This is a genomic window from Bradyrhizobium sp. MI1.10 (assembly GCF_055811035.1).
The window spans coordinates 73,395-86,602 of record NZ_JBVVPN010000031.1 but is presented as its reverse complement, the minus strand read 5'-3'; the positions used below and the strand labels follow the sequence as shown (position 1 = coordinate 86,602).

Annotated in this window: 13 protein-coding genes; 6 read left to right on the top strand and 7 right to left on the bottom strand. The window is 64.7% G+C overall.

What is annotated here, in order from left to right; all coding sequences use genetic code 11:
- Nucleotides 1-140: 140 nt before the first annotated feature.
- Together AC0L3K_RS28225 and AC0L3K_RS28220 are read right to left on the bottom strand one after the other, a co-directional pair.
- Nucleotides 141-356, bottom strand: coding sequence for a hypothetical protein (locus AC0L3K_RS28225; RefSeq protein WP_473367304.1), 216 nt, complete (start codon nucleotides 354-356; stop codon nucleotides 141-143).
- A 36-nt stretch (nucleotides 357-392) separates the two neighbouring features.
- Nucleotides 393-1,394, bottom strand: coding sequence for a 2-dehydropantoate 2-reductase (locus AC0L3K_RS28220; protein WP_473367303.1), 1,002 nt, complete (start codon nucleotides 1,392-1,394; stop codon nucleotides 393-395).
- A 158-nt stretch (nucleotides 1,395-1,552) separates the two neighbouring features.
- On the opposite strand from AC0L3K_RS28220, the gene AC0L3K_RS28215 reads away from it, so the two are divergent.
- Both AC0L3K_RS28215 and AC0L3K_RS28210 read left to right on the top strand, forming a co-directional pair.
- On the top strand, nucleotides 1,553-2,134 hold the full coding sequence (locus AC0L3K_RS28215; RefSeq protein WP_354159819.1) for a YidB family protein: 582 nt from the start codon (nucleotides 1,553-1,555) through the stop codon (nucleotides 2,132-2,134).
- Between the two features lie 31 nt (nucleotides 2,135-2,165).
- Nucleotides 2,166-2,438, top strand: a complete 273-nt coding sequence (locus AC0L3K_RS28210; RefSeq protein ID WP_196236584.1) for a GlsB/YeaQ/YmgE family stress response membrane protein — start codon at nucleotides 2,166-2,168, stop codon at nucleotides 2,436-2,438.
- A 213-nt stretch (nucleotides 2,439-2,651) separates the two neighbouring features.
- Here AC0L3K_RS28210 and AC0L3K_RS28205 read toward each other — a convergent pair whose 3' ends face one another.
- Nucleotides 2,652-3,437 (bottom strand): SDR family NAD(P)-dependent oxidoreductase, encoded by a 786-nt coding sequence (locus AC0L3K_RS28205; protein ID WP_473367302.1) that lies wholly within the window; start codon nucleotides 3,435-3,437, stop codon nucleotides 2,652-2,654.
- Nucleotides 3,438-3,687: 250 nt separating this feature from the next.
- Here AC0L3K_RS28205 and AC0L3K_RS28200 point away from each other — a divergent pair, with 250 nt between their 5' ends.
- The 3 genes from AC0L3K_RS28200 to AC0L3K_RS28190 are packed head-to-tail and all read left to right on the top strand — an operon-like array spanning nucleotide 3,688 to nucleotide 6,765.
- On the top strand, nucleotides 3,688-4,752 hold the full coding sequence (locus tag AC0L3K_RS28200; RefSeq protein ID WP_473367301.1) for an acyl-CoA dehydrogenase family protein: 1,065 nt from the start codon (nucleotides 3,688-3,690) through the stop codon (nucleotides 4,750-4,752).
- Nucleotides 4,753-4,770: 18 nt separating this feature from the next.
- Entirely contained in the window at nucleotides 4,771-5,931 is a 1,161-nt protein-coding gene (locus AC0L3K_RS28195; RefSeq protein ID WP_008133127.1) for an acyl-CoA dehydrogenase family protein, read from the top strand.
- Nucleotides 5,932-5,946: 15 nt separating this feature from the next.
- A complete protein-coding gene (locus AC0L3K_RS28190; RefSeq protein WP_354200570.1) occupies nucleotides 5,947-6,765 on the top strand; it encodes an enoyl-CoA hydratase/isomerase family protein in 819 nt (272 codons plus the stop codon).
- A gap of 161 nt (nucleotides 6,766-6,926) precedes the next feature.
- On the opposite strand, the gene AC0L3K_RS28185 is transcribed toward AC0L3K_RS28190, so the two are convergent.
- From AC0L3K_RS28185 to AC0L3K_RS28170, 4 genes are all read right to left on the bottom strand, one after another.
- Nucleotides 6,927-9,041 (bottom strand): acetate--CoA ligase family protein, encoded by a 2,115-nt coding sequence (locus AC0L3K_RS28185; protein ID WP_473367300.1) that lies wholly within the window; start codon nucleotides 9,039-9,041, stop codon nucleotides 6,927-6,929.
- 186 nt (nucleotides 9,042-9,227) lie between these two features.
- Entirely contained in the window at nucleotides 9,228-9,977 is a 750-nt protein-coding gene (locus AC0L3K_RS28180) for a VOC family protein (RefSeq protein WP_473367299.1), read from the bottom strand.
- Between the two features lie 2 nt (nucleotides 9,978-9,979).
- Nucleotides 9,980-10,768 (bottom strand): enoyl-CoA hydratase, encoded by a 789-nt coding sequence (locus AC0L3K_RS28175; RefSeq protein ID WP_473367298.1) that lies wholly within the window; start codon nucleotides 10,766-10,768, stop codon nucleotides 9,980-9,982.
- Between the two features lie 120 nt (nucleotides 10,769-10,888).
- Nucleotides 10,889-12,094: an ABC transporter substrate-binding protein gene (locus AC0L3K_RS28170; RefSeq protein ID WP_007599285.1), complete on the bottom strand. Its 1,206-nt coding sequence runs from the start codon at nucleotides 12,092-12,094 to the stop codon at nucleotides 10,889-10,891.
- Nucleotides 12,095-12,391: 297 nt separating this feature from the next.
- On the opposite strand from AC0L3K_RS28170, the gene AC0L3K_RS28165 reads away from it, so the two are divergent.
- Nucleotides 12,392-13,186, top strand: a complete 795-nt coding sequence (locus AC0L3K_RS28165; RefSeq protein ID WP_473367297.1) for a thermonuclease family protein — start codon at nucleotides 12,392-12,394, stop codon at nucleotides 13,184-13,186.
- Nucleotides 13,187-13,208 lie beyond the last annotated feature (22 nt).

Here is a 13,208-nt window from a genome sequence, read left to right as displayed (position 1 = left end):
CGCACACCCCTCGATGTGGTGTGTCGCCCCGGGTCTTTTGCGCCCCTGCCCCACAAACGGTATGTGTTGGCGGGGGTGTTTTCGGTTGTGGCTGCGCGGCGCGCGCAATGACGGGTGTGATGGAGACCGCGCTTACATCCTCAGTTCAGAGGCTTCTTCTTGCTGCGCTTCGGTTGAGCTACCGGGGAATTCGCAGGCGCCGTTGTCGTCGGAGAACTGCCCAGTTGCGAGCGGCTCTCCTGCAATCGCCTGTCATAGCCGGGAGAGTTCATGACCGTCGGCGGCCGGGCCTCCGCGACCAAGGACGCGGCGCAGAGCACGGCCAGCGCGAATCCGATCATCAGACGACGCTTCATCGTTGCTCCTCCCCTCGCGCAGCCTGCACTCATGCGTTACCCGCGAATCTGCTGCGGCGTCAGCCGCGGCGGACCCTTGCCCGCGGCCTCAGCCTGTTTGATCAGCGCAACAATGCGGCGCGACAGCGGCACGTTGACATTGTTCTGCTCGGCGAGCGCGATGATCGCGCCCTGGAGGTAGTCGATCTCGGTCTTGCGGCCCTGCTTCAAATCCTGCCACATCGAGGAACGCGCCTCGGGATCGATCTTCATGGTCCTTCCCAGGATCAGGTTGAAAATCGGGTCGGGCAGTCTCAGCAAGGTCGGCGTCAAGGACGACGGGATCGGCGTCGCCGAGACCGGTGTGATGCCGGCAGCCCTCATTGCAGCCAGCCCCTCCGCCATCTGATCGGCGAACAGCCGTCGCCAGTCGCGGTTCGCCAATTGCGCGGCGAGCGGCATGTCGGACAAGGCGCTGAGCGCGTTGTTCAAATTGATGATCAGCTTGCCCCATTGCACGCCGATGATGTCACGGCTCGCGCGCATGGTGAGCCCCGGCACCGACAGCGCTGCGGCCGTGTTCGTATCATCTTGACCAACATGAATGTCGCCGGAGGTCGAGCGGTGGAAGCGGCCCTCGCCCATCGCGACCACGTTGAAAGGCACCATGCCGGCGAGCACGCGGCGGTCGCCGAGGCGCTCGCGCAGCACCGCGACATTGCCGACGCCGTTTTGCAGCGAGACGATGACGGCCTCCTGCGGCGCATGCTGCGCGATCTGGTCCGCGATACCGGCTGTGTCGGCGCTCTTCACCGTGACCAGCACGATGCCGGCGCTGTGGAAGATCGCGGGATCTTCCGACAGCGCGAGTTGGCCCGCGCCGATCTTCTTCTCGGAGCCGTCGAAATCGGTCAGAAGCAGGCCGAACCGGTCGATTTCGGCCTTCACCCGCGGCCGCACCAGGAACGCGACGCGGCGGCCGGCAGCCGCCAGGGTGCCGCCGACGAAACATCCGATGGCGCCTGCGCCGGCCACCACGATCGGTCGATCCGTAACCACCTTGGCTTGTCTCCTTAACGGTCTGCCCTCGATAGCAGAGGCGCTGCCTGCTGCCCATTCCCGCAGTTGCGGCGCAATCGCCTTGTAACCGTCATGACGGCCTCATATGTTTTCGATCGGGGCTTGTTACCAGCAAGAAAGCGCCAAGGGAGAACGCCATGGGTTTGCTCGACGTCCTCAACGGCATGCAGAACGGCCCGCGCGGCCCAAGCACGCCGAGTTCACAATCCTCATCCAGCGGCGGCATGTCGCCAATGACCATGGCGCTCCTTGGCCTGCTCGCCTGGAAGGCATTCAAGCATTTGAGCGGCAACCAAACCGGCAGCGCGCCGCAGCCGTCCCCGGCACCGACGCCGACGCATCTCCCCCCGTCGGTGAATGCAGGCGCTGGCGGCGGCCTCGGTGACCTGTTGAAGGGTGGCCTTGGCGGCCTGCTCGCGGGCGGCGCGGCCGGCAGCGTGCTCAGCGGCGGTCTCGGCGATCTCCTCAACCAGCTCCAGCAGAGCGGTCATGGCGACGCCGCCAATACCTGGGTCGGCAAGGGCGAGAACAAGGCGATCGCACCAGGCGATCTCGCCAATGCGCTCGGCGCCGACCAGATCGAGAGCCTGTCGGCCCAGAGCGGCTTGTCGCGTGACGAGCTGCTCTCCGGCCTCAGCCAATATCTGCCGCAGGTGGTCGATCATCTGACGCCGGACGGACGGCTGCCGACCGAGCAAGAGATCGCGGGCAGAGTCTGATTTAGTTTAGTCAAACGAGGGGAGCACGGACATGAGCATGGGTGGCTTGTTGTGGATCATCGTCGTCGGCTTCGTCGCCGGCCTCATCGCGCGTTGGCTGGCGCCGGGACCGAACAATCCGAGCGGCTTCATCCTCACCACCATCCTCGGCATCGCCGGCGCATTTCTCGCGACGTTCATCGGCCAAGCCATCGGGCACTACAGTCCCGACCAGGGCGCGGGATTCATCATGGCCACCATCGGCGCCGTGGTGGTGCTGTTCATCTGGCACCGGCTGGTGGCGAGCGGCGTGATCAAGGGGTAGACCACAGTCGCTTTGCGGTGTGGTCGATCAACAAGTTCGGTGTCGTCCCGGCGAAGGCCGGGACCCATAGCCACCGAATTTGGTTTGGCGAAGATTGGGAATTGCCGACTTCGCGCAACAACCACGGCCTGTGATTATGGGTCCCGGCCCCCCGTGCGCAATTGCGCACTAGGCCGGGACGACGCCCGTATTTGCCGCGCTAGCCGCGCGACCTCACGTCACCAAATGCATCCCCGCATCCATGCGCACGACCTCGCCGGTCATGTTGCTGGAGGCCGGCATCGCCAGGAAGCAGACGAGCTGCGCGATGTCTTCCGCCGATGATGCGACCTTCAGCGGCACCTTGGCCATGACGCTGTCGCGCACCTGCTTGGCGCCCGCCTCGCCGCGGCCCTTGGTGAACCAGGGTGTGTCGATATAGCCGGGACACACCGTGTTGACGCGGATCAGCGGCGCCAGCGCACGCGACAGCGACAGCGTCATTGTGTTGAGCGCACCCTTGCTCGCGGCATAGGCGATCGACGATCCGACGCCGCTGATGCCGGCGACCGAGGAGATGTTAACCACGGCGGACGGCCGCCCAGAGGCCTTGGCGCCGGCCTCGAGCAGGCTGCGCGCCGCGCGCACCATCTGGAACGGGCCGATGGTGTTGACGCCGTACAGGCGCTGGAAATCTTCCGCAGACAATCCGTCGAGATCGGCATGGGCGACATGCTTGGTGGTGCCGGCATTGTTGACGAGCACGTCGAGCCGGCCCCAGCCGCCAGCTGCCGCAACGATCTTGCGGCAATCGTCATCCTTCGAGACGTCGCCCTGCGCGACCAGAACTTCCGGTGAGCCCGCCTTGCGGCAAAGCTCCGCGGTCGCCTCCGCTTCCCTCTCGCTCGAAGAATAGTTGATGACGAGCCGCGCCCCGCTCCGTGCGAGAATTTCCGCGGTCGCAGCACCCAGGCCGGAGGCGGACCCCGTCACGATTGCGCACAAACTGTCCTTTGCCATCCGGCTTTCCTTCCCCTTGATTGAATATCGACGTCCTGTTTAGCGAGTTTGCCGCGCCCTGCAAATCGAGCAAACTCCGCTAAGCGGAATTAGCCTTCTATAGTCCCTTGCGCCCATGCCCGCGCCGCAGGTTGACCTGCGATCAACGCTTGTCAGGGCCATGGCTTTTTCGGATCATCGGGCGCAAGAAGAACCTGCGCGCCCACCCCACGGGGGCGGGAAGTGCCAATGGCAAAACACGGGGAACGCTGTGGCGGAGAGTGACAATATCGTCGTCGAGACTGCGGAGAAAATCTTCGCCGATCTCGCCGATCCGCAGACCGTCAACAACGACAAGAAGGATTCATGGCAGGCGCCGCTCTGGCAGGCGCTGAGCGAAGCCGGCCTGCCGTTGGCCTGGGTGCCGGACGATCTCGGCGGCTCCGGCGCGAGCCTTGCCGACGGCTTTGCGCTGCTGAACGCGGCCGGCCGTTTCGCAGTCGCGGTTCCCCTCGCCGAAACCATGCTGGCCGGCTGGCTGCTGGCGCAGGCGAAGATCGCATCCCCCGAGGGGGAGATGACGGTGCTGCCGGCGTCGCCGAAGGATCGCATCACCCGCGATGCCGACGGCGCGCTCTCCGGCCGCGCCCGCGGCGTGCCCTTCGCAAAGGCGGCAAAGCACTTCGCGGTGCTGGCCCACGGCAAGGACGGCGCCTCGATCGCACTGGTCGACGCAAGCAAGGGTCGGATCGAGACCGGACTCAATGTCGGCTACGACCACAGCGACACCGTTACGCTCGACAAGGTCCAGCCCGTCGCCATCAAACCCGCCCCGAAGGGCTTTGACCAGACCACAATGATGCTGATGGGCGGCGTCGCGCGCAGCCTTCAGATCGCGGGCGCGCTGGAATCGATGCTCGACATCTCCGTGCGCTATTCCAATGAGCGCGTCGCCTTCGAGAAGAAGATCTCCAAATTCCAGGCGGTGCAGCACAATCTCGCCCGCCTCGCCGGCGAGTCGGCTGCCGCTCTTGCCGCGGCGACCTCGGCCGCCGATGCCATCGCGAACGCAAGATCGTTCGACGACGCGGTCTACCTCGAAGCCGCCTCGGCGAAAATCCGCTGCGCGGAAGCCGCGGAAAAGGGCGGCGCCATTGCGCATCAGGTCCATGGCGCGATCGGCTTCACACTGGAGCACATCCTGCACCGCTATTCGCTGCGGGCGCTGGCCTGGCGCGACGATTTCGGTTCGGAAAGCCACTGGGCCGTCGAGCTCGGCAAGCTCATTGCAAACCGCGGCGCCGACGAATTGTGGCCGCTCGTGGCTTCGCGCTGATCAGGAACGGAGACAACAATGACCGCTGCCCTCCGTTTCGATCCGATCCGCCTGCCCGAGAAATGCGAGCAATTGCGCAAGGAAGTGCGCGCCTTCCTTGCCGAGGAAATCGCCGCCGGCACGTTCGATCCGCACAAGCCCAACCGCGAAGACACCGACGCGCCGGAATTTTCCCGCCGGGTCGGCGCCAAAGGTTGGCTCGGCATGACCTGGCCGAAGAAATATGGCGGCCAGGAGCGCTCGTTCCTCGAACGTTACGTGGTGACGGAGGAGATGCGCGTCGCCAACGCGCCGACGCGGCGGTTCTTCGTCGCCGACCGCCAGAGCGGGCCGGTGCTGATCAAATACGCGCCTGAGCACATCAAGATGGACATCCTGCCGCGCATTTGCCGCGGCGAGATCTGCTTCGCGATCGGCATGAGCGAACCGAACTCCGGCTCGGACCTGTTCGCCGCGAAGACGCGCGCGACCAAGACCGACGGCGGCTATCTCATCAACGGCACCAAGATCTGGACCTCGTCGGCGCACATCGCCGATTACATGATCGCGATCTTCCGGACGTCGCAGCCGACCAAGGAAAACCGCCGTCACGGCCTGACCCAGTTCCTGGTCAAGATGAAGCAGCCGGGCATCCAGGTGAACCCGATCGGCCAGATCACCGGCCAGTACGAGTTCAACGAGGTCGTGTTCACCGATTTCTTCGTACCCGACGATCACGTGCTCGGCGAAGTCGACGGCGCCTGGAAGCAGGCGACGAGCGAGCTCGCTTATGAGCGTTCGGGCCCCGAGCGTTTCCTGGAGACCTATTACGTGCTGACCGAGCTGGTTCGCGCGGTCGGCCCCAATCCTGATACCCGCAGTGCCGAAGGCATCGGCCGGCTGGTGGCGCAGCTCCACACCATGCGGCGCATGTCGGTCTCGGTCGCGGGCATGCTGCAGGCCGGCAAGGAGCCGGTCGTCGAAGCCTCCATCGTCAAGGACATCGGCACGGTGTGGGAGCAGCAGCTGCCGCACCGCGTGCGCGATCTCGCCGCCTTCGTCGAGGAGACCGCGACCAACCGCGAGACGCTGGAGCGGCAGCTCGACTTCGCCATCAAGACCGCGCCGAAACTCACCATCCAGGGCGGCACTACCGAGGTGCTGCGCGGCATCATCGCCCGCGGGCTTGGTTTGCGCTAACTCTTCGAGGACATCATGAGCACCTATAAAGATATCGGCGTCGAAAAAGTTGGTCACGTCGGCACCATCGAGATACGCCGCCCGCCGCTCAACTTCTTCGACATTTCGCTGATCAACCAGATCGCGGACGCGCTCGACGAGTTCGATCGCGACATCGAGATTCGCGCCTCGGTGCTGTCGGCGCAGGGCAAGGCGTTTTGCGCCGGCGCCAATTTCCAGGACCCGGCACGACAGGCGCAAGAGGCGCGCGAAGCCGATAAGACGGCCAAGGGCGATCCGGCCGACAGCCTCGGGGCGATCAACCATCTTTACATCCAGGCCGTGCGCATCTTCCGCGCCAAGAAGCCGATCGTCGCGGCCGTGCAGGGCGCCGCGATCGGCGGCGGACTGGGCCTCGCGGTCTCGGCGGACTTCCGGGTCACCTGCCCCGAAGCGCGCTTCTCCGCGAACTTTACCAAGCTCGGCTTTCATCCCGGCTTCGGCCTGACCGTGACGTTGCCCGAGCTGATCGGCAAGAACAACGCCGAGCTGATGTTCTACACCAGCCGCCGCGTCACTGGCGAAGAGGCCTTCAAATGGGGCCTCGCCAACGAGCTGGTGCCGCAGGACCAGGTCAAGGCGGCGGCACTGAAGCTCGCCGGGGAAATCGCCGAATGCTCCCCGCTCGGGCTCGTCTCCACCCGCGCCACGATGCGCGCCGGGCTGGCCGACCGCGTCATGGCGGCGACCAATCACGAGCTCGAGGAGCAGACGAGCCTGCGCGCGACGGAAGACTTCAAGGAAGGCGTGAAGGCCACCGAAGAGCGGCGCGTGGCGAATTTCAGGGGGCGGTAGGTCCTTTCTTCCTTCTCCCCTTGTGGGAGAAGGTGGCGCGAAGCGCCAGATGAGGGGTTGCCTCCGCAAGCCATTCTCTTGCGCTTGTGCGTGCGGAGAGAAACCCCTCACCCGTCTCGCCGCTTCGCGGCGAGCCACCTTCTCCCACAAGGGGAGAGGGATTACTTCCGCCCCACCACCAGCGCATCCACGATCGTCACGCCCTGCCCTTCGGCGTGCACCAGCACCGGGTTGAGCTCGATCTCCGCGATCTCCTCTGCATGCCGCGCGGCAAGCAGGGAGATGTCGGCGATCAACTGCGAGACCGCCGCAACATCCGCCATCGTCGCCCCGCGAAATCCTGTCAGCAGCGGCGCGGCTTTCAAGCGCGCCAGCATCGCGGCGGCTTCTTCTGCGCCGACCGGCGCCGGGCGATAGACGACGTCGCGGAATAATTCGGTCGTGATGCCGCCGAGGCCCGCCATCACCATCGGCCCGAACGTCTTGTCCGTCATGGTGCCGATGATGATCTCGATACCCTGCTTCGCCATCGGGCCGACCAGCACGCCCTGAATGGCCGCCTCAGGCCGATGCTCGCGCGCGTTATTGAGCAGCGCCTCGAACGCCAGAAACACTTCGCCCTTTGTGGTGATGTTGACGCGCACGCCGCCGACCTCGCTCTTGTGCGCAATGTCCGGCGACTGGATCTTCAGCACCATGGGAAAGCCGACGCGGGCCACGGCTGCGTCGAGCTCGCCCTTGTCCTTCACCAGCACTTCGTCCGGCAGCGCGATGCCGGCGGCGCGGAGCAACGCCTTGCTGTCGGCTTCCGAGAGAGCCGGCGATTTGAGGTGGGCAGAGATGTCGCGCGCGGTGACTTGCGCCCCGTCCGCAGGCTTCATCAGATTGAAGTTGCCGTAGTCGACGAGTCGCCGCATCGCGACGCCGACATGGGTGAGGCCCGAGAGCACCACGACGCCGGATTTGGCGAGCTCGCGTCGCGCGAAATCTGACGGGACCGTGTAGGAATAGAACACCACCGGCTTGTGCTGCGCGGCCAGCACCGGCATCAGCTCGGCTTCCTTGAAGGGCTTGCGGACCTCGCTCGAGAGCGACAGCACGACCAGGATCGCGTCGATCTCGTCGGATGTGGTGAGCACATCGACGCTCTTTTGCAAGCCGCCCGAGGTCACGCCCTGCGCGGTGACGTCGATCGGGTTGCGCGCGGTGCCGTAGGACGGCATCAGCGCCTTGATCTCGGCCTGGATTTTTTCGGAGAGCTCCGGCACCTGCAAGCCTTGCAGCGCCACGGCATCGGCGCCCCAGATGCCGGCACCGCCAGAGACGGTGACGACGGCGACGCGATCGCCTTTCGGCAACGGATTGCTCGCAAGCACCGCTGCGATCGCCAGTGCCTCGTCGAGATCGTTGGAGACGATGAAGCCATATTTGGCAAACACCGCGTCGTAGGCCGCCGACCAGCCGGCCATGCTCGCGGTGTGCGAGGCGGCCGCGCGCATCCCGGCACCGGAGCGGCCGACCTTCGTGACGATGACGGGCTTTTTCAGCTCGGCTGCCCGCCGCGCTGCCGCGAGAAACTTGTCGACGTCGCGAATGCCTTCGATGAACAGCAGGATCACGTCCGTGGAAGCGTCCTGCACCAGGTAATCCAGGAACTCGCCGGCCCCGAGATCGGATTCGTTGCCGGCACTGACGACATAGCTCACGGCAATGCCGAGCGCGCTGGCGCGGTGATAATAGGCAAAACCGATGCCGCCGCTCTGCGCGACGATACCGATCCGCCTCGTCGTGGCGACCAGCGGCACCACGCCCGGCTTGATGTCCACCGCGGGACTGAACGTCGCCGCCACGCGCTGCATCTGGCTGAAAAAGCCCTCGGCGTTCGGACCGGAAATCCGCATGCCGGTCCGCCTCGCCAGCGCCGCGATCGCGTCCTGCATCGCCGCGCTCTCCCCACCCTCCTCGGCAAAGCCGGAGGAGATGATCAGGGCGTTCTTCACGCGGGCGGCTGCGCATTGTTCGAGCGCGGCAAGCACCGCGCGGGCGGGGATGAGGATGATTGCGAGATCGATCGGCGTGCCGATGTCGGTGATCGATTTGTAGCAAATGAGGCCGTCGATCTCGGCGTAATTCGGGTTCACCGGATAGATTTTTCCGGGATACTCGTTCTTGCGCAACATCGACAAGAGCCGCCCCGGAATCTTCTCATGATCGCGCGAGGCACCGATCAGCGCGATGCTGGCGGGTGCAAAGAAGCTATCGAGCGGATGCGGCATGGAGTGATCCCCTTCTTATTCTTCGTGCACCCGCCGTATCCAGACCGTCATCCTGAGGTGCGAGCCGCGCGGTGCATAGCACCGTGCGGGGAGCCTCGAAGGATGAGCGGCCCCGCCGGTGGCCGTCGCCCTTCGAGGCTCGCCGAAGAGGTGAGCACCTCAGGGTGACGGATCACGACCAAGCACTCAACTGACGCGGAACGTCACCCCACCGAGCAAGAACTCGTTGCCCGCCACGGCATGTCCCTTCGCCCTCGCAGCATGCAGCACGCCGGCAACATCAGTGACCCGAAACTCCAGCGCGCTCATGATTTCGCTGGCGCCCTTCACGAAGCGGAATGTTGCATTGGGCAGCTTCAGTTCCGCCTCGCCACTCGGCGCGACGCCGACGATCTTGCCCCAATGCTCCGCCAGCCCTTGCGGATCCGGGCTCTGCATCTCCACGCTCGTCAACGCCTGCGTCACGTCCTTGCGGATGAATTTTTGCCAGTCAGGGCCGGCAGGTGGATACGGCCCCAAAATGTCGTCGCTGCCTTCGGTGTGGTTGAACTCGATGAAGGCGGCGCGGCAGTCGCGGGGATGGAGCTGCACGCCGTGATAGGGCGCGTGGTCGATGACGTTGGCGGTGCGCACGCCCAGCGCGTTGGCGTTCCGGCCGCGCTCGTCGGGATCGTTGCAGCAGAAGATCGCCATGTAGCCGCCGCGCCCACCGCTCTTCTCGATGAAGCGGCCGGCCGTGGTGCCGTCCTTGAAAGGCGCGACCACCTCCAGCAGGATCGTGTCGACCGGCAGCAGCGCGTTCTCCAGGCCGTATTTCGCAACATTGCCGTCGCGGTAGCAGACAGCGAGGCCCATGATATCAGCGATGTCGGAGATCACGGGCGCGAGCTGCGGCGCGACCAGGCAGATCTGCCGCAACCGCATATAGGGCGCCATCGTCATGCGCCCTTGAAGGTCGGCTTGCGCTTCTCGACGAACGCCTTTGCGGCCTCCTTGTGATCCTCGGTGTCGCTGCAGCGGGTGTGGTGGATCGCCTCGCCGTCGAAGCAATCCTCCAGCGCGAGATGCTCGGCATTGTTGATGTTGCGCTTAATGAATCCGAGTGCGATCGACGGGCCCTGCGCCAGCGACAGCGCGAGCTCGTGAGCGGCCGTGTCGATCTCGGCGTCGGGGACGACCTTGGTCACCATGCCGATCGCATGCGCCTCCTTCGCGGAGAGCACCGGCGACATCAAATAGAGCTCGCGCGCCCGCGCGCTACCGAGCAGCTGGGTGAGGAAATAGGTGCCGCCGTAATCGCCGGAGAAGCCGACTTTTGCGAACGCGGTCGTGATCTTGCAGGATTCGGAGGCGACGCGGAGGTCGCACGACAGCGCCATCGACAGACCCGCGCCGGCCGCCGCGCCATCGAGCTGCGCCACCACGGGTTTCGGCATCTGGTGCAGGATGCGCGACACCTCCATGCCGCGGCGCAGGTTCGCCATCTTCACTTCGAACGGCAGCGGCGCCCGGCCCTCCGCCATCGACTTGACGTCGCCGCCGACGCAGAACGAGCCGCCCGCGCCCTTGAACAAGACCGCGCGCACCTCGGGATCATCAGCCGCGCGACGCGCCGCCACGACCAGCCCGGCGACCATGTCCGGGTTGAGCGCGTTCTTCCGCTCGGGCCGGTTCATGGTGATGGTGAGCAGCCCACCCTCGAGCTTCTGCAGAACCATGTCGTTCATGGGACGTCTCCCTTGTCGTTGTTTTGCTTGATCTATCACCACACTCGTCATTGCGAGCGAAGCATTTCCGCGGAGACAGCCTGGATTGCTTCGTCGCTTCGCTCCTCGCAATGACGGTGTTTATTTCTTCACCAGCGGACAGCGCGACTGCTCCAGCGACTGGAACGCCTCGCTGCCGGGCACCGTGGCGAGCAGCTTGTAGTCGTCCCAGCGGCCCTTGGATTCCGACGGCTTCTTGACCTCGAACAGGTACATGTCGTGCAACATGCGGCCGTCCTCGCGGATCTTGCCATTCTTGGCGAAGAAGTCGTTGATCGGTGTCTCCTTCATCACTTTCATCACCGTCGCGGCATCGGTCGTGCCGGCCGCCTTCACTGCTTTCAGATAGTGCGTCACGGAAGAATAGACACCGGCTTGCGCCGAGGTCGGCGGCCGCTTCATGCGCTCCTGGAAGCGCTTCGAGAACGCGCGGGTGTCGTCGTTGAGATCCCAGTAGAAGGCCTCCGCAAGCAACAGGCCCTGCGCGGTCTCGAGCCCGATCGAGTCGATGTCGGTCACGAAGGCGAGCAGCGGCGAGACCTTCTGGCCGCCCTTGGTGATGCCGAACTCGGCCGCCTGCTTGATGGCGTTGACGGTGTCGCCGCCGGCGTTCGCGAGCCCGATCACCTTTGCTTTCGAGGCCTGGGCCTGCAGCAGGAACGACGAGAAATCCGACGTGTTGAGCGGATGGCGCACGCTGCCGAGCACCTTGCCGCCGGTCTTGGTCACGACGGCGCTGGTGTCCTTCTCCAGATCCTGGCCGAAGGCGTAGTCGGCGGTGAGGAAGTACCAAGTGTCGAGGCCCGACTTCACGGCCGCAAGGCCGGTCACATTGGCCTGGCCGTAGGTGTCGAACACATAGTGAATGGTGTAGGGACCGCAGGCCTCGTTGGTGAGGCGGATCGAGCCCGGGCCGTTGAACATGATGATCTTGTTGCGCGCTTTCGCGATCTCGCCGGCGGCAAGCGCGGTCGCGGACGCCGCGACGTCATAGATCATTTCGACGCCCTGATTGTCGAGCATGTCGCGGGCGATATTGGCGGAGAGATCGGCCTTGTTCTGATGGTCGGCAGCCAGCACCTGGATCTTGCGGCCGAGCACCTCACCGCCAAAGTCCTCCACGGCCATCTTGGCCGCGGTCTCGCTGCCGGGGCCGGTGATGTCGGCATACAGGCTCGACATGTCGAGGATGCCGCCGATCTTCAGTGGCGGCTTGTCCTGGGCCTGTGCGGCGCTTGCACTCAGCGCCAACGCAGCAGCAAAAATACCCGACACAACATGCTTCATCGAAAAAGGCCTCCCTTATCGCGCCGTACTCTGATGGCGGCTTGGTTATTGGTGTTGCCGCAATCATGCCGCATGCGCGACAGCGCAGCAAGCGCGCGGGACGATGCAGATGAGCGATCAACACGCGCTTTCCGCAAAGCGGAATGACGAGATGCGGAAGAGTGCTTCCGCCGTCATTGCGAGCGCAGCGAAGCAATCCAGGATCTTTCCTCTGAGGGACTCTGGATTGCTTCGCTGCGCTCGCAATGACGGAGTATGAACAAACAGTCTTCGCGCCCCACCACGCTTGAGTTATAATTGGAGCGCAACGCAACCTCACCGGGCAACGTGACGCAACGGCTTCAGCTGATCGCAATCCTTCTCGTCGCGGGGCAGAGCGCATTCGCGAGCCCGTGCCAGTTCGAGTCCCAGGGCGAAGGCCGCGTCACCGCGATCGATGGGCGCAGTCTGCGGCTCGATGACGGCCGGGAAATCCGCTTGACCGGCATCGAGCCGACCGCGACCACGAAGCAGGCGCTGACCTCGCTGCTGGTCGGGCACGACGTGATCCTGCGCAGCGCCGACGACACGCCTGACCGCTATGGCCGCCAGGGCGCGCTGGTCTTTGTCGGCGAGAGCGACATCTCCGTGCAGGCGACGCTCCTCGCTCAGGGCGACGCCATCGTCTCCGCCGAGATCGCCGATAAGGACTGCGCGGCCGCCCTGATGGCGTCGGAGGCCGAGGCGAGACGCCAAAAAAAGGGCAGCTGGGCTGACCCGCTGGCCATAAAAAACGCGGAAAGTCCGGACGATATTTTGGCGGGGATCGGGCGTTTTGTGGTGGTCGAGGGCAAAGTCCTGTCGGTCCGGCAAGCTGGGGCAATGACCTACCTCAACTTCGGACGAAACTGGACACGCGGCTTCGCCGTGACTATTTCAAAGCGCATGGTACCCGCGTTCGAAAGCGCCGGGATCGCTCTTAAGTCTCTGGAAAATAAGCGTATTCGTGTCCGGGGCTGGGCTGAGGGGAATACGGGGCCGCGTATCGATATACGCCTCGTAGGACAAATCGAGTTGCTGGGCGCAAACGAGCCGACAGGGGTAAGGCCCTAAAAAGGGCCAGGCACGGGTTAAG

What these genes read in the sequence shown, in the direction of transcription:
- AC0L3K_RS28225 (WP_473367304.1), bottom strand. Translation starts at nt 356, where the DNA reads ATGAAGCGTCGTCTGATGATCGGATTCGCGCTGGCCGTGCTCTGCGCC.
- AC0L3K_RS28215 (WP_354159819.1), top strand. Translation starts at nt 1,553, where the DNA reads ATGGGTTTGCTCGACGTCCTCAACGGCATGCAGAACGGCCCGCGCGGC.
- AC0L3K_RS28210 (WP_196236584.1), top strand. Translation starts at nt 2,166, where the DNA reads ATGAGCATGGGTGGCTTGTTGTGGATCATCGTCGTCGGCTTCGTCGCC.
- AC0L3K_RS28205 (WP_473367302.1), bottom strand. Translation starts at nt 3,437, where the DNA reads ATGGCAAAGGACAGTTTGTGCGCAATCGTGACGGGGTCCGCCTCCGGC.
- AC0L3K_RS28195 (WP_008133127.1), top strand. Translation starts at nt 4,771, where the DNA reads ATGACCGCTGCCCTCCGTTTCGATCCGATCCGCCTGCCCGAGAAATGC.
- AC0L3K_RS28190 (WP_354200570.1), top strand. Translation starts at nt 5,947, where the DNA reads ATGAGCACCTATAAAGATATCGGCGTCGAAAAAGTTGGTCACGTCGGC.
- AC0L3K_RS28185 (WP_473367300.1), bottom strand. Translation starts at nt 9,041, where the DNA reads ATGCCGCATCCGCTCGATAGCTTCTTTGCACCCGCCAGCATCGCGCTG.
- AC0L3K_RS28180 (WP_473367299.1), bottom strand. Translation starts at nt 9,977, where the DNA reads ATGGCGCCCTATATGCGGTTGCGGCAGATCTGCCTGGTCGCGCCGCAG.
- AC0L3K_RS28175 (WP_473367298.1), bottom strand. Translation starts at nt 10,768, where the DNA reads ATGAACGACATGGTTCTGCAGAAGCTCGAGGGTGGGCTGCTCACCATC.
- AC0L3K_RS28170 (WP_007599285.1), bottom strand. Translation starts at nt 12,094, where the DNA reads ATGAAGCATGTTGTGTCGGGTATTTTTGCTGCTGCGTTGGCGCTGAGT.